Annotated in this window: 21 protein-coding genes; 5 read left to right on the top strand and 16 right to left on the bottom strand. The window is 60.5% G+C overall.

What is annotated here, in order from left to right; all coding sequences use genetic code 11:
- The first annotated feature begins 60 nt into the window (after positions 1-60).
- Both O9H32_RS25935 and O9H32_RS25930 read left to right on the top strand, forming a co-directional pair.
- Positions 61-228, top strand: a complete 168-nt coding sequence (locus O9H32_RS25935) for a hypothetical protein (RefSeq protein WP_269869035.1) — start codon at positions 61-63, stop codon at positions 226-228.
- On the top strand, positions 212-379 hold the full coding sequence (locus O9H32_RS25930; protein ID WP_269869034.1) for a hypothetical protein: 168 nt from the start codon (positions 212-214) through the stop codon (positions 377-379). Before O9H32_RS25935 ends, O9H32_RS25930 begins: the two co-directional genes overlap by 17 nt.
- 363 nt (positions 380-742) lie before the next feature.
- Here O9H32_RS25930 and O9H32_RS25925 read toward each other — a convergent pair whose 3' ends face one another.
- Positions 743-2,290, bottom strand: coding sequence for an MDR family MFS transporter (locus O9H32_RS25925; RefSeq protein WP_269869033.1), 1,548 nt, complete (start codon positions 2,288-2,290; stop codon positions 743-745).
- A gap of 447 nt (positions 2,291-2,737) precedes the next feature.
- Here O9H32_RS25925 and O9H32_RS25920 point away from each other — a divergent pair, with 447 nt between their 5' ends.
- Positions 2,738-3,952: a hypothetical protein gene (locus tag O9H32_RS25920; protein ID WP_269869032.1), complete on the top strand. Its 1,215-nt coding sequence runs from the start codon at positions 2,738-2,740 to the stop codon at positions 3,950-3,952.
- Between the two features lie 588 nt (positions 3,953-4,540).
- Here the strand turns inward: O9H32_RS25920 and O9H32_RS25915 are convergent.
- Together O9H32_RS25915 and O9H32_RS25910 are read right to left on the bottom strand one after the other, a co-directional pair.
- Positions 4,541-5,575 (bottom strand): hypothetical protein, encoded by a 1,035-nt coding sequence (locus O9H32_RS25915; RefSeq protein WP_269869031.1) that lies wholly within the window; start codon positions 5,573-5,575, stop codon positions 4,541-4,543.
- A 141-nt stretch (positions 5,576-5,716) separates the two neighbouring features.
- On the bottom strand, positions 5,717-6,241 hold the full coding sequence (locus O9H32_RS25910; RefSeq protein WP_269869030.1) for a hypothetical protein: 525 nt from the start codon (positions 6,239-6,241) through the stop codon (positions 5,717-5,719).
- Between the two features lie 226 nt (positions 6,242-6,467).
- Here O9H32_RS25910 and O9H32_RS25905 point away from each other — a divergent pair, with 226 nt between their 5' ends.
- Positions 6,468-6,617, top strand: coding sequence for a hypothetical protein (locus tag O9H32_RS25905; RefSeq protein ID WP_269869029.1), 150 nt, complete (start codon positions 6,468-6,470; stop codon positions 6,615-6,617).
- A gap of 81 nt (positions 6,618-6,698) precedes the next feature.
- Here O9H32_RS25905 and O9H32_RS25900 read toward each other — a convergent pair whose 3' ends face one another.
- The 5 genes from O9H32_RS25900 to O9H32_RS25880 form a co-directional block, all read right to left on the bottom strand.
- Positions 6,699-7,058 carry a hypothetical protein gene (locus tag O9H32_RS25900; RefSeq protein ID WP_269869028.1) on the bottom strand — a complete coding sequence of 120 codons (360 nt, stop codon included), beginning with the start codon at positions 7,056-7,058 and terminating at the stop codon, positions 6,699-6,701.
- On the bottom strand, positions 7,058-7,234 hold the full coding sequence (locus O9H32_RS25895; protein ID WP_269869027.1) for a hypothetical protein: 177 nt from the start codon (positions 7,232-7,234) through the stop codon (positions 7,058-7,060). The genes O9H32_RS25900 and O9H32_RS25895 overlap by 1 nt, the downstream gene beginning before the upstream one ends.
- Before the next feature lie 107 nt (positions 7,235-7,341).
- Positions 7,342-8,517: an FtsW/RodA/SpoVE family cell cycle protein gene (locus tag O9H32_RS25890; protein ID WP_269869026.1), complete on the bottom strand. Its 1,176-nt coding sequence runs from the start codon at positions 8,515-8,517 to the stop codon at positions 7,342-7,344.
- Between the two features lie 184 nt (positions 8,518-8,701).
- Positions 8,702-9,358 carry a 5,6-dimethylbenzimidazole synthase gene (bluB, locus tag O9H32_RS25885; protein ID WP_269869025.1) on the bottom strand — a complete coding sequence of 219 codons (657 nt, stop codon included), beginning with the start codon at positions 9,356-9,358 and terminating at the stop codon, positions 8,702-8,704.
- Between the two features lie 269 nt (positions 9,359-9,627).
- Entirely contained in the window at positions 9,628-10,158 is a 531-nt protein-coding gene (locus O9H32_RS25880) for a DNA-deoxyinosine glycosylase (RefSeq protein WP_269869024.1), read from the bottom strand.
- A 133-nt stretch (positions 10,159-10,291) separates the two neighbouring features.
- On the opposite strand from O9H32_RS25880, the gene O9H32_RS25875 reads away from it, so the two are divergent.
- Positions 10,292-10,504 (top strand): hypothetical protein, encoded by a 213-nt coding sequence (locus tag O9H32_RS25875; RefSeq protein ID WP_269869023.1) that lies wholly within the window; start codon positions 10,292-10,294, stop codon positions 10,502-10,504.
- Positions 10,505-10,703: 199 nt separating this feature from the next.
- Here O9H32_RS25875 and O9H32_RS25870 read toward each other — a convergent pair whose 3' ends face one another.
- From O9H32_RS25870 to O9H32_RS25835, 8 genes are all read right to left on the bottom strand, one after another.
- A complete protein-coding gene (locus tag O9H32_RS25870) occupies positions 10,704-12,437 on the bottom strand; it encodes a hypothetical protein (protein WP_269869022.1) in 1,734 nt (577 codons plus the stop codon).
- A gap of 92 nt (positions 12,438-12,529) precedes the next feature.
- Complete coding sequence (locus O9H32_RS25865) at positions 12,530-14,173, bottom strand: DHA2 family efflux MFS transporter permease subunit (protein ID WP_269869021.1); 1,644 nt, start codon at positions 14,171-14,173, stop codon at positions 12,530-12,532.
- An 11-nt stretch (positions 14,174-14,184) separates the two neighbouring features.
- A complete protein-coding gene (locus tag O9H32_RS25860) occupies positions 14,185-15,504 on the bottom strand; it encodes an efflux RND transporter periplasmic adaptor subunit (RefSeq protein ID WP_269869020.1) in 1,320 nt (439 codons plus the stop codon).
- A gap of 32 nt (positions 15,505-15,536) precedes the next feature.
- The gene (locus O9H32_RS25855; protein ID WP_269869019.1) at positions 15,537-16,196 is read right to left on the bottom strand and encodes an efflux RND transporter periplasmic adaptor subunit; all 660 of its coding nucleotides are present in this window, start codon (positions 16,194-16,196) and stop codon (positions 15,537-15,539) included.
- Entirely contained in the window at positions 16,193-16,630 is a 438-nt protein-coding gene (locus O9H32_RS25850; protein ID WP_269869018.1) for a MarR family winged helix-turn-helix transcriptional regulator, read from the bottom strand. The genes O9H32_RS25855 and O9H32_RS25850 overlap by 4 nt, the downstream gene beginning before the upstream one ends.
- A gap of 72 nt (positions 16,631-16,702) precedes the next feature.
- Positions 16,703-17,143 carry a MarR family winged helix-turn-helix transcriptional regulator gene (locus O9H32_RS25845; protein WP_269869017.1) on the bottom strand — a complete coding sequence of 147 codons (441 nt, stop codon included), beginning with the start codon at positions 17,141-17,143 and terminating at the stop codon, positions 16,703-16,705.
- 545 nt (positions 17,144-17,688) lie between these two features.
- Positions 17,689-18,888, bottom strand: a complete 1,200-nt coding sequence (locus tag O9H32_RS25840; RefSeq protein WP_269869016.1) for a class I SAM-dependent methyltransferase — start codon at positions 18,886-18,888, stop codon at positions 17,689-17,691.
- Positions 18,889-18,970: 82 nt separating this feature from the next.
- Positions 18,971-20,161 carry a PQQ-dependent sugar dehydrogenase gene (locus O9H32_RS25835; protein WP_269869015.1) on the bottom strand — a complete coding sequence of 397 codons (1,191 nt, stop codon included), beginning with the start codon at positions 20,159-20,161 and terminating at the stop codon, positions 18,971-18,973.
- Positions 20,162-20,195: the final 34 nt, after the last annotated feature.

Here is a 20,195-nt window from a genome sequence, read left to right as displayed (position 1 = left end):
TACCCGCAGGAGCGGCCCCCTGGGCCCCTTACCCTATGCCACAACCGGAGGGAATACGCCATGAAGATCGAGACGGATGCATATCAGATCGCCCCGCTTACGGAACAATCCCAAGTCGTGGATATCATCCAGGAAGCGGAATCGAAGCTCGCCCGCCTGACCGGCAGCGAGATCACTCTGATCGCCTATTCCAAGAAGGGGGATGGGCTGCGTGGTCAATCGCAATAAAGCTTCCGCCCAGGAACAGGACGAGCCTACTATCGCTCCGGGGATGAATACCCATGACCCGCTGGAGGAGAAAGCCTCCCCCGGCGAGGTGGAGCACGGCGACTCCACTCCGGTGACGCGTCTGTACCTGGACCGCACGCCTGAGGAATGAACTGCCTTCCCGCCGGCCTCGGTCCGGCAGGAACGTCGGCAGGATGAAGAGCCCGCAGGGAATGCGGGCTCTTCGCATTCGCCTGTACGAATGGTGAGGCAGAACTTATCCGGCATTATGGCCAAGACCCCGGTGGGGAAGCACCAGCCCATCGGGCTTTTCATCATGTTTCGCAAGGGATTCTGAAAAATAGAGAGCGGGTTACCCTCACGTACCTTTCATTGAGGGATAAGGGAAAGCCCGGGTGGAAATCATCCCACCCGGGCTTCTTCGTGTCGGCAGTGCCTCGCCCGTATCGGGATATCCGTCAAGCGGCACAGACGCCTGTGACAACGAGCTCCACCAGGCCTGCACAAGCGCTCGTTAGTGCGAAGGCGACGCGTCCCGGGCTGCTTCGGCCGCCGGGTCAAGCTGCTCGCGGCTCATGAAGAGGGCGGCAGCCAAGGCCAGCACGGCCGGAATCAGCGCCAGCATGAACGTCAGCGAGATCGAGGAGGAGAGCGCTTCGGCAATCTGCCCCAGCACCCCGGCCGGCAGGTTCGCGCGGGCCGCCGGGTCCAGCAGCGCATGCGGATCGCTGAAGTTGAGGCCTTGGGGCACCGCTGCGCCTGCCTCCCCGCCTCCGCCGGTCGTGAATGCGCCTGTCAGGTTCCGGGTCATCGCGTGGCTCTGGATGATCCCGAAGACCGTAATGCCGAGCGTCATGCCGAGCGACCGGAGGAAATTAAAAGTGGAGCTCGCCGCCCCCCGCTGCCGTGCCGGAAACGGATGAATCGCGGAGTTGCCGAGCACCGAGAAGGAAGCGCCGATCCCGAGACCGACGAGAATCATGTACAGCGTCACTACAAGGCGGGAGGTCCCCGGCGAGAGCGTCGTCAGCAGGGCAAGCCCTGCGACCAGGATGGCCAGCGTCGGCAGCAGGATCGAGCGGTACGGCAATTTGTTCATGAGGAAGCCGCCGCCGGTGGCCGTGACGACCGAAGCCAGCATCATCGGCAGCAGCACGAGCCCCGAGTTCGTTGCGCTGCCGCCCAGAACGCCCTGGATGTAGATCGGGATGTAGACGGAGGCCGTAATGAATGCCGCGCCGCTCAGCATGCCGATCAGGTTGCTCGCCGCATAGAGACGGCTGCGGAACATGCTGAAGGAAATGATGGGCTCCTTAGCCCGCGACTCCACGAACAGGAAGGCCGCGGTAAGCACGGCGAACCCCGCGAGCATACCTACGATGGGGGCCGAAGTCCAGGCAAACTGCTTGCCTCCGAGCTCCAGCGCGAACATGAGACAGACAATCGCCCCGATGAGCAGGAAGGCCCCGGCCCAGTCGATCGGCTGTTTGGAATGCTGGTGCGATTCGTTGTAGAAGAAGGCGATCATCACGAAGGCGATCAGCCCCAGCGGCAGATTGATGTAGAAGATCCAATGCCAGCTGATGTAATCGGTTATGTACGCCCCGAGCAGCGGACCAAAGATACTCGACATCCCGAAGACGGCACCGAACAACCCTCCAAGCTTCCCCCGGTTCTCCGGCGGCACGGCATCCAGCATGATCGTGAAGGCGATCGGCACCAAGGCTCCGCCGCCAATGCCCTGCACCGCGCGGTAGATGCTCAGTTCGACGATCGAATCCGCAATCCCGCACAGCATCGAGCCGGCCATGAATACGAGAATGCCGAAGACGAAGAAGCGTTTGCGGCCGTACATATCGGACAGCTTGCCGAAGATCGGCATCCCTGCCATCTCCGCCACCATATAAGCCGAGGTCACCCACACGAACTTGTCGAGCCCGCCGAGCTCCCCGACGATCGTTCCCATAGCGGTAGCCACGATCGTGTTGTCCATCGAGGCCATCAGGATCGCAAGCAGAAGACCGGCGACGATGACTCCGGTTTTGTTTTGTGCTGCACTCATAAAAAGATAAACTTCCTTTCTTCATCCAAATTCATTACTGCTAAAGTATATTATACAGCATTCCGCTGACAACAGAATGTCAGGATTAGATAGAGCCGCTCCCCACCTCAAAACAAACAGGCCGCTCAAGGGCAGCCCGATGCTAAAGCAGGGGAATCTATCTCAGAACATTCCTGTACTATGGTAGAATATCCCTTGCCTGGTCGCAATCGTTGGGATGATAAGATTCGGTGCATCGCCAGCCTTGGAACAGCCTATCTCCCGTGCCGCTTTCCGTCCATTTCGGGTTACGCAGTAACCTTTTGGAGCCCGATCCAGTCTGTATCGTTACATGGGAATGAAAGCGAGAGTGGACACGTAATGAAGATGAAGTTGTTCCTGGCGATCTGTACGGCCCTGCAGCGCCGGCAGTTCTAATCTGTAATTCATCCGAGGAGAATAGACCCTATGAAGAATCGAATCTTATGGCTGACACTCGCCGCAGGATGCCTCCTGCTGTCGGGAGCATCCAGCGGAACTGCAGCGCCGGCTGACACGTCGCTGCCCCATATCGAAGCGCCCAACGGCCTGCGGATCCCGGCGGCCGTCAGGCTCTTGAAGCCAACCCCCTTCTACGATACGGCCGACCTCGCCTCGAAGCCGCTCGGCAGCTTGTCCGCACAAGAGGTAGAGGTGATCGGCGCCGAAGCTTCCTGGTCCAGCGGGCGGAGCTGGTATAAGATCCGTACGTGGCTTGGGGACAAGTGGATGTCCCCGGAGCCTTGGACTGTGGAAGTCAAGCCGCCCAAGACCATTCTCCTCACCGGCGATACCCCGCTCTACGGACAGCCGAAGTTATCTGCCGTGTCTTCCGCCTCGATCTCCGCACAGGAGGTCGAGGTCGTAGGGGCGGAGAGGCAGTGGCATTATATGGACGCCCACCGTTATGAGGATACCTGGCTGCAGATCCGTACTTCGTGGCTAGGCGACCAATGGATCCGGGTGCCGCTGGCCGAGATCGGCACCTTCCGGCCTGTCGACAGGAAGTGGTACTATACCGGTGTGCAAGCGTTCCAAAATCCCAAGGGTCAACGGTTCCCGGATGTGATCGAGAACCGGACCCTGCATATTACCGGCGAATTCACGACCGTCTTCGATATCTTCTATCGTGTCGATAACGGGAAGAACCCGGTCGGTTGGGTGGGGCAGATGGGATATGCGGTGCAGGAGATCTCGGAGCCTCTGACGCTGCCCAGGTCCGTCCTTCTCTTCGCTGCCGTCGGCGCAGAGAGCGGGACCCGGTTAGAGCCGCAGACGGTCCAGGCCTTCGAGAAGATCGATACGGGCCCCGCCGAAGCGCGGCCCGATTATGCAGACGATACGGGCGTCTGGTATCATGTTCGGACGAACCAGGGCGAAGGCTGGATCAACCGGGCTTACGGTGAGCCTGAAGTCATCCGGCCTGCCTCAGGGAAGCTCCGGATCGGGGAGGGCGGGACAGAACTGTACCGTTACCCGCACCCCGGACTTCGCCTCAAGGTAGACCGGCTCGGATCCCAGACCCTCGCCCCTACGGGCTATTGGGAGGATCCCTCCGGTCAGCGCTGGTATCAAGCGGACACCTATGCGGGCAAAGTCTGGCTTCTCTTCCGGGAGGGCACCGATACGATCTTGACGAAGTAATCAGGACCAGGCGGGCGGACAGAGGAGGCCGCGCCTCTATATGCCAAAGGAAGAAGGATCGGGAATTACTTGAGGGGAAAGATTCCGTTTGTCCTGCCAGGTGAGCGGGTAAGAACTAGCAGTATGATCCACTGATCACAGAAAGGCGGAATGTGCCCGTGCATGTCGAACCTTCCAGTGCTGTATTCTCCCTCCTGCCCGCTCTCTTTGTCATCCTGTACCTGGGCATGATCGTCTTGTCCGTGTAGGCTTTCGTTCTCTTCGTCAAACTGGCTCGCCGAGGGATTGTGGCCCTGGACCTCTACATCGACGAAAAGCGCATCCGGTCGCCGGGACCTCGGAAGTTCTAGCGATGTTTCAAGTTTCGCCGCACCCGGGAGTCAGGGGGAGGCGCGAGGTGGCCCCTCCCCCTGACTCCTCCTATGGCATCTCAAAGAGGCAATCCCTCTCTCGGGACTGCCTCTTTGAGATGCTGTATGATGTGCAGCCCGATTGCCTCATCCTCTTCGGATTGCCTGGAAAATTTGGGGCTTGGAATCCCGCCGGGTGTACAACTGGCGGGCCCTGAGAAGACGGAGACCCAGGCGGTTAGTCGTCGTCCCTCTCGTCTTCTCCCTTGCCTTTGCCCTTTTCCTTCTCTTTGTTCTTGCCTTTGTCTTTATCTTCGTCCTTGCCTTTGTCCTTATCCTTCTGCTTCTCCTGCCCGATCCCGTTATCATGCTTACCCTGCGCCTTCGGATTCTGGGGCGGCCGTACCGGGGCTGCCCCCTGCCCGTTCTCTTTCCAGTCGACCTCAAGGTCCCACTCGGTCAGCTGGGATGCATCCAGATGGAAGTGGCCGGCCAGCCGCTGTTTCAATGCCGCCTCCCAGGCGCTGTGTTCACTTGGCAGTCCCTGCAGCATCAGGCTCAGCAGCTTCTCCGCTTCCGCTCCGTTCAACCGGACTACGGCCCGGTCTTTGGTCTCGATCAGAATATCCGATCCGTCCCGGCTGCCCGGCTCATGCTTTACCTTGAGCAGCAGCTCGCGGCCCTTGAGTTCCAGCTCCAGCTTCTCCCACTCCCATGTGCTGCTGGCGGCAGCAGTCCCGGCGGCGGCTCCTGCCGCGGCACCGCTTGCAGTCTGCGCAAGCGACACAGCCTCCGCTGCTTTCGGCACTTCGGGGCCGGCCGACTCCTGAGACGGCACAGCGGCGGGTGCCGGAGCTTCAGCCGCAGGGGCCTCCGTAACGCCGCCATCCGCGGTCCCGGCCGGCGCCGCCGGAGCGGTCTGACCGGCAGCCGGTTCCGTCTTCGCCTCAGCCTGGCCGGCCGCCTTGATGTAGGCCGCCTGCTTTTTGCTGTTGAGGATCACCTCCAGCGTGTCGCCCGGCTTCAGGCTCTCCGCCTCGGCCTTCTGCGAGTTGCGGTATACCCAGGCATTCGCCGCCATGGTATACGACGTCACACCGCTGCCTGTATCCAGCTTCAGGCTGCTGCCTGACAGGCCGGCGAAGGTGCCATGCACCTCCTGGGACACTTCAGCGGATACTTCCGTATCCCCGAAGGATAAAGCTCCGTAAGCGGAACCGGCCAGCAGCAGCGCCGCCAGCGCGATGCCGATTGTTTTTTTGTAAGCTGCCATTACTGCTTCCCCCTTCGTCCGCAGACCGCCGTGCGGCCGGGACGCTCTGTAGTCGTGTATGTTCTACACGGTTCGGAGGGAAGAGCCGTTTTGGGGGCGCCGCGGGTACGCTGCTTCGCCTACCGAGCTGCCCGTGAAGAGCTAGACGCGCTCCCAGCGCGTATCGTACTCCTGCAGCTTCGGATGGAGCGGGCCGCCGGGACCGTCGATGAAGAACCTTACCTTTTTGATCCAAGTCTCGAAGCTCTCGTATCCGGCCAGCAGGTTCGCGGTCTCCTCCGTCACATACAGGAAGAACGGCCCCTGGTACTTCTCTTCCAGAAAGCGGAACGCATAATCCGCCGGCGTGTACTTCTTGCGCTTGTTCTCGAAGCTCTCGACCGTATAGTCCACATCTGTATCGGCGTGCTCCAGCAGATCTTCAAGCGCCTGTACCCGTTTATAATAAGGGGTATGCTCCCCCTTCACCATCCGCCGCAGCGTCTCCTCATGGAGCGGGTAGAAGATGACGCGCGCCAGCTGACGCTCATCCGAGAAGACTAGCAGCCGCGTCAGCTCCTGCTCCGTGTAGCCTTCGAACGAATCGTACACCCACAAGGTTCCCTTCAGTCCTTTGCCCTTCGGCGGCTCGTAGCCGAACGGGACTTTGATCTGGCTCCTAGGCATGGCCTTCCTCCCCTTTCGCACATGAATTACCTGCTTCTAGTATGCCATATCCCAGCAAAATAAGCAGAGGCTGCAGCCCCTGCCTGCTCCCCTGCAGTATAGAAGCTATTACCCGGGGTCCCTCTGCACGAAGCGCCCTGTCCTCCCGTGGAATAACATCCCGGACGGGTGCGCATGGTAAAACAGGAAGTGCGCATCCATGCCGCAGCCGGAGGGAGGGAAGAGCATGTCGGAGAACAAGAAGCATCAGGGCAACTACGAGGGCACCGCTTCGATGTCGGCCGAGAACCAGGATATGGAGTTCGTGAACGATACCCTGGAAGGCGCCAAGACGACGAAGAATCTCGTCGGCGCTACACAGAAGGAAAAAGAATAGCCCCTTCCTCGCCACTCAAGACGCCCGGCTGCAATCAAGCAGCTGCGGCGTCTTTTGGGTTCGGCCCCTTCCCTTCTTTCGTCACCCAGGATAAGGCTCGATCTCGGCCAAGAAAGGCTTCCGCAGCCGGTTGTACCGATAAGTGACGACGTACTTCTCGCCTTCCTTCAGGAGGGGCAGCACGATGTCCGGCGCGCTGACCGTCTGCATCGAACCGTCTTCCCTTCGCAGCTGCAGCGCTTCTCTCCCTTTGGATTCCAGTGTGACTACCGCATAGGTATTGTTCAGCATCTGCGTAGCGTAGAACACGGTCGTCCCCGCCGCAAGGAAGAGCAGTCCCCAGATGATCGAAGGAATCGGCCTTTTCTTGGCAGCAGGCAGGGGTCCGCCAGCCTTCATCTGATTAGATAGCGCCGCCCCGCCTTCCTTCTTCCCCGCCATCAATCGAGCAGCGTCAGCACGAAGCATGCTGCCGTCATAAGAACCACCGAGGTGATAAACCCATACCCGAACCAGCGCACCGGACGCGGCATGGACGACAGATCGGCCCGCCGCGGGGGGCCGCCGCCCTCAATTCGCCTGATCCCCGCCTGATCCCCTTGGATGGGCACTTGCACGGATAGGGCTTCATACCCCCTCCCAGGCTCTGTTTCATGTATCCCAGGCCGCCCCAGCATCCTCTTCCTATTCTTCATTCCCTTCATCCCCCTCCTCTGCCTCACGCTTACAAAGCTTTCCCCACCGGAGTCCATTCCCCGCCTGTAGAGACGGCTGCCGCCTGTGCCCGGATACCCTGCACCAAGCCGACCGCGATCATATTCGTGAGCAGCGATGTGCCGCCATAGGAGATGAACGGCAGCGTAATGCCCGTGAGCGGCATCAACCGCAGATGCATCCCGACATTCTGGAAAATCTGGAACAGGAACATGGACGCAATGCCTACAGCCAACAGCCGCGAGAACGTATCGGGTGCCGTGATCGCCGCCAGCACGATCCGGTAGATGAGCACCATATAGAGCATCAGGAGCAATGCGGTCCCGCGGAATCCGAACTCCTCCGCGATTACGACAATGATCGAATCCGCATATACGTAAGGCACGAATCCTCTACGCGCGGTGCCCTGCATGTACCCTTCACCCTCCAGGCTCCCCGAGCCGATGGCCAGTTCGGCGCTGTCGATATGGTATTTTTTGTCCTTATCCACGTTGTCCGGGTACAGGAAGGTGTCGATGCGCTCGACCCAGCGTTCTTTATCCTGCACCTTGAAGTACTGCTCGATCGGCCCGTGATACACCTTGTAATAATGCACGGAGGTCATCAGCAGCCCGGTGGCCAGACCGATCATCAGCAGGAACTGCCAATACTTCATCCCGCCCACCCAGATGAGACAGACGATTATGAACACGAAGGCCATAGCATTCCCGAGGTCAGGCTGTACCAGCACGAGTAGGAAGGGGACTCCGGCCAGCAACGCGCTTGGGAGCACGCCTCCCACGAACGTCATGCGTCCATCCTCCACCTGCCGGCTGGCCAGGAACCGCGAGAGCATTAGCACGAGGAACAGCTTCATGACCTCCGCCGGCTGGAAGCTGAGCCCCCAGAACCGGATCCACCCCTTCGCGTGATTGACCGTTGTGTCGAGCACGAGCACGACCACCAGCAGTACGAGTCCCACACCGAAGAGGATCGGCGTGATCCGCTTCAGGAAAGCGTTGTCTACCATCCCGACCAGGAACATCGCTGGAAACCCCAGCAGATAGTAGACCGCCATATTGACATGGGCTCCCTCAAAATCGGTACCTAAGGTCGCACTGTACACGGCGGTAAGGCTGACGGCACAGAACAGGAGCATCACCGTGGTCAGCGTCCAGTCGTGCGTCTTGAAATGAGTCTTGAACATGGAAGAGACCTCCGGAATTGGAAAAATCAATATAACCGATTAGACGCTGCGCGGAGGGGTTTTGTTTCAAGGGGGGATTGGGAGTGCCAAGTATATTCCGCCAGCAAATCAAATAAAGCCTTGAACCCCGCAAGGGCTCAAGGCTCCAATACCATAGATTATGCCGGACCGCCATGCTGCATTCTCACTCCGACAGCTCGCCCCACTTCTCCTGAAAGACCAATCCCTCAAGCGAGCGGCGCTTCGCCCAGCCGGAAGTCTCGAGGATCGGGGCCGACGGGTACTGGTCGGTGTAGCCGATCGACAGCAGCGCGACCGGGTCGATATGCGGCGGGATGCCGAGAATGTCGCGCACGTCGTTGCGTTTGTAGAAGCTGACCCAGCCCATCGCGAGACCTTCGGCACACGAAGCTAACCACAGGTTCTGGATCGCGCAGGCGACCGACATCATATCGGTCTCGGGAATGGAGTTGCGGCCGAGCACATGGGAGCCGCCGCGGGTAGGATCGCAGGTGATGCAGATCGTCAGCGGCGCCTGCTTCAGGCCTTCGATCTTGAGGCCCAGGAAGTGATCCTGGCGGCTCGGATCGTTCTCATAATGGATCGCCAGAGCCCGCCGCTCTTTGTCCGCGGCCCAGGCCAGCTTCTCCTTCAATTCGCCGGACGTTACCAGCACGAAGTTCCACGGCTGCATGAAGCCGACGGACGGTGCGTGGTGGGCGGCTTCGAGCAGCCGCGTAACGATATCGTCCGCGATGGGATCGGGCCGGAACGTACGGACGTCCCGGCGGGTATAGATCGCTTTGTAGACCGCGTTCTTCTCTTCTTCGCTGAACAACATGGCCTTCACCCCTCAAGTTGTGCATTTCTAATTCCATATAATCCGTGTGTTCCGTATATATTCGTGCTTCTTGTGCTGTTTCCCTTCTCACAAAAGGTAACCGTTTACAACCGGGGGAGACGAATTGGAGCGCTTGGTACCTTGAGCGCCGCGGTTCTCCCGAAAAGATGCCGATACAGCCAGCTGCAGCTGCTTGCTTGAATGGCGGTCAAGGGAGAGGGAGAGGCCCCGCACGTTCCCCGCTCCCGGAGCGCCGAACGGCCCGTGCGTCATCCCTGGCGCGATACGAGCCAAGCCTCCCGGACCGGCAGCCAGCCCTCCCGCTTCGCCTCCAAGCCCATCGCCCGGGCGGGCGAGGACGACGGCAGCACGGCATAATGCAGCGGCAGGCCTTCCACCTGCGGAGCCGCCTGGCGGCGGAAGTACTGGGCGGCGGCGCTGCCGTTGAAGAACACGTGCGTGATGCCCGGATAGGCGGCGAAGAACGCACGGAAGTCGTTCGCCTCCGCCTTGCGGATCGCCGCATCGAGGCTGCCTTCGCGCTCGCATTCGCGCAGCACATCCCACAGCGCCACGCCGCGTCCGAGCGCGAACTGCAGCCGCTCGGCGTAGATGCCGGAAGGCTCGCCGCCGTCCAGCAGCCCGTAGAGCAGCGGCCAGAACGCGTTGCGCGGGTGGCCGTAATACTGCTGGGCCTGCAGCGATGCCTCACCCGGCATGGAGCCGAGGATCAGCAGCCGGCAGCCGGGGTCCACGACCGGCGGCAGGCCGGTTTTTTTTCCACTCGCATTCGCTTCCATGCACAATCGCCTCCCTTCCGCTGCCGTTGCGCCGCCACCCGAATCCCTCCGGTCTACCTGCTTTAGGCTAATTTTTGCCATTCTGGATATAGTATACCAAGACCCATGTTCCATGGAGCGGAGGGCATGAACCATGAACATCGACAGCCTCAACGCGTGGATGAAATCGCTGAGCCATAATTACGTCCTGATCTCGGCGGCGGCTGTGCTCTTCTTCGGGGCCAAATTCGTCGCCGGCTATTTCACGTACCGCCGGATCCGGCGGGATCTTGCCGAGATCAAGTCCCTGGTCCGGGAGCGGAACCATACAAGCCCCGGCCCGGACTCCCCGGTCAACCGTCCCTAGACCGCCATCCCGAAGGCTGCAGCTCTATCTATGCCGCTTCTTCCTTCTATTGTATGACATTCCTGCAGGGGAAGCCACTGCCTGACGCCCTTACGAGAGCCCCCGTCTGCGGCAGCCCGGCAGTTAGATTGACCGCCAAAAGAGCACCCCTATCCCGCCACGGCAGGAATAAGGCTGCTCTGAGAAATCGTACATAAGCTTACTGCTTCATCACCGAGATTAGACGCTTGGCGTCGCCGAGCGGCGTAGAGACCAGCTCGTACATCTTGACGGTGATCGGATACTCGAGCTGGTCGGAGTTCACGCTCTCGAAGTAGATCGACTGCGTGCCGTTCGCCAGGCGGTTATCGCCGGTCAGCGTGTACGTCTTCGAAGTCAGAATCTTGCCTTCGAGGTTCTCGATCTGCATATACAGCTTCGGCTGCATGCCATCGGCGATGACTTCATCCGAAGTGCGGATATCGAGATCCATCTTCAACTTATAGGTATAGCTGAACGCCTTCGTGAGGGCGTTCTGCATCACCATGTTGGAGATGCCCCACGAGTCGATCTTCATCTCGAACGGATAGAAGCGCAGCAGCTCCGTGCTGAGCTCGTCGCCCGTCACATCGGTCTGCAGCTGGGCGATCGGTGTCTTGTACAGCTGCTGCCCCTGCTGCTCGAGCAGACGGAGCGTGAAGCGGCTGCCTTCCTCCGACTTCGGTACGGCGAAGGTATACGTGCCTACCGCGCCGAAGCCCGGCAGCACTTCCTTCACCGCAGAGGTCAGCTGGGTGCCGCTGAAGGGAACGCCCTTGTCGCTGACGAGCTCCGCGCCGAGCTGCGGCAGCGGCAGCGGACCTTGGCTGCCGTTGGCGAACTTGATCTTGGCGACCGCCGTCTTGAACTGCTGTCCTTCGTTCTCGAACCACTGCAGGCTCTGCAGCGTCACGCCCAGCTGCGGATTGACCGCCTGGCTGTGCGGGTCTACGGCGATCGTCTCGCCGGCCTTGATCACCGGCAGGCCGGGAATGTTCTGGCTGGCCTGCGGACGGAATGCCAGACGGCCGGTCCAGTACGTCAGAGGTGCCGTCTGGCCCTGCTTCAGGAAGCTCTCCGGCGTCATGACGTACAGCGAATCAAGCTGCGCTTCCGGTTCCAGCGTCACGGCGAAGGAGATATACTTCGTCTCGCCCTTGTTGACTTCCGCCGGAGCACCATCGACCTTCGCGCCGAGCGTGTTGCGCGAGCCCGAGCGGCCGCTCAGCGTGAAGTCCGGCACCGTCTCGGCGTAGTCGCCCGGGTTGCGGACCGCAAGCTTCACGACATACGTAGGCGATTGGCCCGTGAACTGCTTGTGCATGCTGACCGGCGTGAACTCCAGCGGCGAGTTCGTCCCCGCGATGGTGAATGCCTCGCCCCAGCCTTTCAGCAGAGCCGGATCTTCGATCGCCGCATCCTTGCCTCTCCAGATGAGGGAAGCGGCAGGCACATCCGCCAGCAGAGCTTCCGTCTTCGGATACACGCTCCAGTCGACGTAGACGCACAGCAGGTCCGTGACGGACAGCGGCGCTTTGGACTCGACTTCCAGCATATAGCTCAGCTCTACGAAGCCGTAGGGCGGAATGGAACGCACATTGGCAGCAGATGGCAGCAGGGTGTAGGCATTGCCGTCCGTTCCTTTGGCGCGCAGTTCATAATCCGGGATCCGGACAATGGCACCCGAGTCATTGTAGAGCTTAACGACAGCGCCGATTCTCCAGCCGGTGGCCGTCTTCTCTTGCAGCAGGCTCTTCACCTGCAGATGGGTCACTCCGTTCAGGGCATAGGAAGCCGAGAGTCCGGCAGGTGCCGTACCGGCAGCCGCCGCATCCGCCCATACGGGTGGGACGCTCAGCGTCAAAGTGGAGACGAGGAGCAGGCCTGCGGCCGCTTGTTTCCATGGCAATTTCATGATGATGCCTCCTATATCGTATCTTGCTGGGATGAGTGCTATGAATCAAGTAGATCAAGATGAAATAAGAATGCTGCAAGACTCTATCTTTCTTAGGCCTTCACAAGCTCCGGCGTCTCCCCGGAGGCCGTGCCTTGGGGAGCTGTATCCTTGGCGGCGCCATCCGGCTGATCCGGCTGCACGGGTGCAGCGGGCGATTTTTTCTTGCCGGCGAGCAGGAACACGAACGGAATACATACGATCGCCGGAATCGCCGAGATGAAGAACGTATCGGCGATCGAACGGGCTAAGGCTTCGAGCTGCATCACGCCGGCGATAACCGAGGTAGCGGCGCCTGTAGCGGTTGCCGTATCGACGCCCCACTGGTACACAGCTCCCGAGATCATCGAGATGGACTGGCTTGCGGTGAGCGAATCCACCGTTACACTCTCCGAGATGTGCTGGTAGTGAATGGTCTGGCGGTTGCTCATGATGGCCGTCAGCAGCGCGATCCCCATGGAACCGGCAACCTGCCGGCAGACGTTCGACAACGGCGAAGCGTTGCCGATCTGGTGGGTCGGGATCGCGTTCATCCCGGCCGAGGTGAGCGGCATCATACAGAGGCCGATGCCTACGGCACGAATCGTCAGGAGGACGTTCAGCCAGTGGTTCGGCGTATCCACGGTAAGATGGTGCAGCTCGAGGGTCGTCGCCCCGAGAATCGTAAGCCCGGCAATGCCGAGCGGCAGAATGCCGAAGCGGTCGAACAGGCGGCCCGAGATCGGCATCATGAGCGCCATGGCGATCGACTGCGGGAGCAGGACGAGTCCGGTCTGCATCGGGCTCAGCGACTGGATGCTCTGGAGATAGACGGGCGTTAAGAACGTACCGCCCATCATCCCCATCATCACGAGACTCGAAGCGATAACCGAGATCGTGAACTTCATGTTGCGGAACAGCCGGAGATCGAGCACCGGCTTCTCTACGCCGAGCTCGACCCAGATCAGCAGCAGCAGGCTGAATACCGAGACGAAGAGCAGCGAGATGATATACAGCGAGGTCCAGCCTTCGGACTGTCCTTTACTTAGGGCGAGCAGCAGCGTGCCGAAGAAGGTCATCGACAGGAGCGCGCCCGCCAGGTCGAACTTTAGCCCCTTGACCGGCTGCGCATCCTTCAACAGAATCCGGCCGAGGATAATCGCCAGGACCCCGATAGGGATATTGATGAAGAACAGAAGGCGCCAGCTGTAATGCTGGATCAGATAGCCCCCGAGCGTCGGACCCAGTGCCGGGGCCACCATCGCGGCTACCCCCCACAGGCCCAGCGCTGTTCCTGTTTTCTCCCGGGGAAACGTAGTATAGATAATGGCCATACCGACCGGCATGATGAAGCCCCCGGCGAAACCTTGGATGATTCGGAAAAAGATGAGCGAGCTGTCGCTCCATGCCAGTCCGCAGAGCACCGAACCGAGGGTGAAGCCGGCTACGGAGTAGACGAATATATTTTTGTTACCGAACCGTGCCCCGAGAAAACCACTCATCGGAATGACCATCGCGGATGCCAGCATGTAACCGGTGATGACCCATTGGACGGTATTCACCGACGAGCCGAAAACCGCGACGAATTTGTTCATCGCCACGTTCATCAGGGAGGAATTCAATACGGAGACGAAGGTACCCATGACGATGGCAATGAGCGCCAGCCACATGCCGCTGTTCGCGGCGGGCTCTGTCTTGTTGTCGGGTATGTCGGCCATGCGCGTACCTCCTATTCCGCTTTCAGGGCGGTGCCGTCAGCAAGGGCTGCGTCCGGATTCATGACGATGGACTGCCCGGCCTTGAGCTGGTCGCTCTCCTGAACGTATACCCACTCGGCGTTCTTTTCTTCGGCCTGAACTTCGACCAGTTTGGCTTTGCCATTGCTGTCCGCCACCGCTACGAAAGCTTTGCCCTCACGCTGCAATACGGCGGACTTCGGCACTTCCAGCTTCTGCTGGGTGCCGCTGCTCGTAACCACTTCCGCTACCATGCCGGCAAAAAGCTTGCCTTCCTGGTTATCGACTGTTACTTTAACCGGGAACGAGCTCGTGTTCGGCGTGGCTACCGGCGAGACGAAGGTGACCGTCCCTTTGAACGGCTGGTCGCCGGCCGTCGGCACCTTCACTTCCACTTCGGCTCCCGTCTTGATCTTCGCGATCTGGTTGTCGGCCGCACTGACCTCCACCTGGACGCGGTCCATCTTCACTACGGACAGCAGAGCCGTCCCTGCCTGTGCCATCTCGCCAGGCTGGATATTCCGCTTCACGACGATGCCGTCCACCGGGGCGGTTACGGCCGCGTTGTTCAGCGAGGAATTGGCCAAGTCCAGCGTCGCGGAGAGCCGGGTCACCTCGGCCTGCGTCGCCTTGAGCGTATTATCCGTGGCGCCGCTGCGTGCCAGATCCAGCTTCGCCTGCGCCGCTTCGACCTGGGCGCCGGCCGCTTTGTAGGCTGCCTGGGTCTGCTCGTAGGCCGTACGGGCTTTCTCGTACTCGAAGGTGCCCTTATCGAGATCTTCCTTGCTCACCGACGCGGAGCTGTCATAGAGGTTGCGCAGACGGTTATAAGAGCTCGTCGCCAGATCGAACCCGGCCTTGCTCTGCTGCACTACCGCCCCTGCCTGCTCCTGCGCGGCCTTGGCTGCCGCGACGGCGCTCTCGAGCGCCGCAATCTCCTGCGGCCGGGCGCCGGCCTGCAGATCCGCAAGCTTCGCCTGCGCCCCGACCATGCCCGATTCCGCCTGCCGCACCTGGGTGAGCAGATCGTCTGTCTCGAGCTGTACGAGCACGTCGCCCTTATGGACGGCCGCGCCTTCTTCCACGCTCACGGCGGCTACTTTGCCGGAGCCCTTGGAGACGACCTTCACTTCCTGATCGGGGATGATCTTCCCGCTCAGGCTGACCTGCGTGCCCTGCGAGAGCTGCATCAATTGGTAAGCGGCTTTGCCTCCGGCGGCCGCATGGCCCGGTTCCGTGCTGCAGCCCGGCAGCGCTGCTGCCAAGGCCAGGGAAAGCAGTGCGGGAGCCCAAAGTTTGTGGTTACGATTCATGGCTATACTCCTCTTCATCTCTATCTCGCATTTTAGTTGTCTTTGACGTTAATCTTGATGACCGTGCTCATCCCCGGCGACAGATCCAGCCCCTGCTGGTCATCTACCGCGATCTTAACCGGGATTCGCTGGGTCACCTTCGTGAAGTTCCCGCTCGTGTTCGTCGAAGGCAGCAGGGCAAAGGTCGATGCCGTTGCCTTGCTGACCTCCTTCACCGTTCCGGTCAGCGTAGCGCCCGGGAAGGTATCGACCGTGATCTCCACTTTCTGGCCGTCATGCACGCGGTTGATATAGGTTTCTTCAATGTTCGCCATAATGTAGAGCTTCGACTTGTCGATGACCATCGCCACCGTCTGCCCCGGCGAAGCGACTTCGCCCGTATGAACCATCGTCTTGATCACCGTACCGGAGATCGGAGCCCGCAGGGCCGCCTGGTCCAGCATCGAGACCGCCAGGTTGCTGCTGTCCTGCTGGGCAATGATTTGGTCCGCCAGCACCTGATCCCCTTCTTCTACGGACAGAGAGGTCACCTTCCCCGTTACCCGCGGCATCACGCGGTAGATGTCCGCCGTCAGTCTCGCATCCTCGGTCGACACATAGTGCTGTCCGTTATACCAGAAGTAGCCGCCGATGCCGCCGCCGACCACAATCATGGCCGCCAATATGGTGTATAGTACGCCTTTTCGCTTCATGCTTTCTCCTCAACCTTCTTCTCCATTTGGTTCAAAATCAAATTGACCGACTCGGACACGATACGCAGTTCCTCTTCGCTCAGACCTTTCAACAGCTCCCCGTATGCTTGTTCTTCGAACAGGGCATATCGTTCCTTGGCCGCTTCGAGCTTCTCCGTCTTGTGAATCCAGATGACCCGCCGGTCCTGCTGGTCCCCTACCCGCTGCACCCAGCCATCACGCTCGAGCCGGTCCACAATGCCCGATACGGTACTATAAGAGAGCTGCACGGCTTCCACAATCCCGCCGACCGTCTTTGGTCCCTGGAACACCTGAATCACCACGAGCATTTGGGGCAGCGTAATCCCCACTTCCTTGAGTCTCTCGCTTCGTACGGCATGCATTCGCCCGGTGAGCTCCCGAATCATCCGGAAAAACCGGCTGTCGAGATCCATGGTGGCCATTCCTCCTTTGGGTTGTATGTAAATCAATAACGAACTGCACAGCCTTATGCCAAGCGCTTCCCGCTACTGCGACAGATTATGAAGCGCGGTACGGAACAACCGGTCGACCGCATCCAGCTCTTCCTGGGTGACCCCTTCGGTCATCCGCTCGGCGATCGACCGCTTCAGCCGGCGGATCGCCCCTGCCGTGTGCCGGCCTTCTTCGCTTAGCTGCAGCGAGACGACCCGGCGGTCTCCAGCCTGCCGTGTCCGTTCGATCAGCCCCTTCTCCGCCAGCTTGTCGCAGACGAAGGTGGCCGCTCCCGAAGTCACGCATAAGAACTCCGTCAAGTCGGACATGCTGAGATGGCCGCAATCTCCAATGTGAAGCAGAAGATTCGCCTGCTGGCGGGTGAGCCTCATCGGGCTGGCCTCGTTCCATTTCGCGATCATCCTCCGCTGCAGCTGCCGGTGCGTCTCTTCCAATCGCTGAAGCAGTACATCATGCGGTTCCGGTTCCGTCACAAGGCTCTCCCCCTCCGCATCAAGCGGAGCAACGGATAAGGTTGACCGCCAATTGATTCATAATTAAATATTTTGCATTCCGAAATAAATGGTACTAAAAGAATATATCAGATTTCCAGCAATCTAGGGAACCGGGAAAAAGGACGATTTTCCTTCAAATAATCGGATGAAGGTGTATGAAAGCGCTTTTTAAACTCTAATGCTCACGCATACGGATACTTAAGCTCGCTGGCGGGCAAATCATCGCAAAAAGCCCTTAGGACCGCGGGGTCGGCCCTTAAAGGAAGTCGTTGGAAAGCGGCAGAACCGGCTCGTGGACTGCCCAAAAGGCACATAGGGGAAGAATAGAGGGGGAAGTACGGTACGGGATTCAAGCCCAAAGAAAAACAGCCGCCGGACGCAAAACGTCCGAACGGCTGCCGGTACCGGGGAGGGTTCCCAGTACCTTTACTTACCCTGTACCTATACATAGTAGAAAACCGATATCATGGGCTGCCCTGCTGACCGGGAGGACTTCCCCTCCTCCAGCAATTGGGGCCGGCAAGCTATGCGAGCAGCGGTCCCAGCTCTTCCCGCATCGCGCGCTCCAGGTACGGCTCCGCATGGAGGAAGCTCCGGAAGGCGGTGTACTCCGCCGCGAGCCTCCCCGCTTCCGCCTGCGTCAGCGGCCTGGCTGCCCGTACGGCGCGGATCAGCAGGTTCTTCGGCGTATGCTCGAGGTCGATGAACTCGAGCATCTGCGTCTTGTAGCCGAGCAGCTCCAGCAGCTTGGACCGGATCGCGTCGGTGGCGAGCGCCGAGAAGCGCTCCTTGAGAATGCCGTGCTGCAGCAGCGGCGAGAGCACCTCGCTCTCTACCTGACGGAACAGCTCATGCTGGCAGCAGGGCACGGACAGGATGACGGAAGCGCCCCAGCGCACCGCTTTCTCCAGGGCCGCATCCGTGGCCGTGTCGCAAGCGTGCAGCGTGACGACCATGTCGACCTGGCGCAGCTCATCATACTTGGCGATGTCGCCCACCAGGAAGCGCAGCCCCTCATAGCCGAGTTTCTCCGCCAGCAGCGAGCAGTCGCGGATGACGTCTTCCTTGAGGTCCAGCCCGATAATCCGCAGATCGAAGCCGTGCATGATCTTCAGGAAATGGTACATCGCGAAGGTGAGATACGACTTGCCGCAGCCAAAATCGATAATATTCAGCGTCCGGTCCTTCGGCAGATGGGGCAGCACGTCGGCAATCATCTCCACGAAGCGGTTGATCTGGCGGAACTTGTCGTACTTCTTCGCGAGCACCTTGCCATCGGCGTTCATGATGCCGAGCTCGACCAGGAACGGCACTGGCACGCCTTCGTCCAGCGTGTAGTTCTTCCGGCGGTCGTGCGAGAGTGCAGCGGACGCCTGCTTGGTCGGCGGCTTGCGCAGAATGCCGAGCTTGCCCTTCTTGCTGACGAGCACCTGATAGTCGGCCTCTCCCGTCTGAAGCAGCCCTTGGCGGAACCGCTCCGTCAGCAGCTCCCGAAGCTGCGCTTCGGCATGTTCCGTCTCCAGGTTCTCATGGAGCACCTTCGGCCCGCAGAACGAGCTGAACTGGTAGCGCAGCCCCTCCTTCAGCTCCACCGGCTTGATCGTAATCTTCGTGCAGCCGCGGCCCGTCGGGTCGGTGCCTCTCACTTGGCTGAGCGTCGCCTGGATCAGGAGGCGCTCCCCGAACAACCGGCCGAGCAGCTGCGGTAATTGGATATCCTGCATAGGGTGTATATTCCTCTTTTCATTTGAATCGTGCTGCGGCAGGAGCTGTTATTGAGCTGCCGCTACGGCTTCACGCGGGCTCCTACTTCGCCGCTGCCGCCGGTTTCAGCCGGATGATCTTATCGTCATCCGGCTGCGGCTGTCCGCGGCCGTCACGGTTGTTCGTGAGGACGTACAGCGAGCCGTCGGGACCTTCGGCCACGGCGCGGAGCCGTCCCCGTTCGCCCTTCAGCAGCGTGTCGATGCTGTGCACGCTCTGCCCGTCTTCGGACAGCGTGAAGCGGAGCACCTGCGTGCCGCGGAGATTCGCGGCCAACAGTGTGTTCTTCCACGGACCCTTCGTCACGAAGGCGATGCCGGATGGAGCCCATGTCTCCTCTGCGCTGTGCGCAAGCGGCTTCTTGAGCGGCCCGGGTCCGAGCTGGCCTTCATCCCCCGGCTTCACCGCCGTCTCGTCTCCCTGGAGCAGAGGCCAGCCGTAGTTGGCGCCCGGCTCGATCAGGTTGAGCTCGTCGTGCGCCGTCTGCCCGTGCTCCGTGCTGTACAGCCGGCCCGTGACCGGATGCCAGGCGAGCCCCTGCGGATTGCGGTGCCCGAGGCTGTATACCGGCGAGCCCGGGAACGGATTATCCGCCGGGATGCCGCCGTCCGGGGTGATCCGGAGGATTTTGCCGGCAAGCACCTTCAGGTCCTGGGCATTCAGCGGTGTGCCCGCGTCGCCGTTCGTCACGTAGAGCATGCCGTCCGGGCCGAACTTCACCCGGCCGCCGTCATGCGTCCGGGCGGCGGGCAGCCCGTCCAGCACCACCTTGTCCAGGACCGCCCGGCCGCCGCTCTCCTTCAGGCGCACCACTTGGTTCACCGGCTTCCCGTCACGCGTATACGTGTGATACACGTAGATGTAGCCATTGCCCGCGAACTCCGGGTCCAAAGCAAATCCGAGAACTCCGGCCTCGCCTTCTTTGTAGAGCGCCGCATCAAAGGTAAACACAGGCTCTGCCGCCACCCGGCCCTCCCGGATTACGCGAAGCGAACCGCCCCGCTCCGTGAAGAAGATCCGCCCGTCCGGCGCAAAACCGATCTCCCATGGCACCTGCAGTCCCGATGCGACAACCTCCTGCGTGTAGGGCATGGCTTCGTCCGCGCCCTTCGAGGTCCCGGCTCCCGGCTCCTGCATTCCTGCAGCCGGGGACGTCCCCTCCTTCGCCTCGCACCCGCCGAGGGCAAGCGCTGCGGCCAATACGGCAGACGTCCATCTCAAGGGAAGCGTCATGGGAAGATCCTCCTTGGCTTTTCTTCTTATTATA

Source organism: Paenibacillus caseinilyticus (assembly GCF_027533645.1).
Classification (GTDB): domain Bacteria; phylum Bacillota; class Bacilli; order Paenibacillales; family NBRC-103111; genus Paenibacillus_G; species Paenibacillus_G caseinilyticus.
This window is presented reverse-complemented; position numbering and strand designations above follow the sequence as displayed.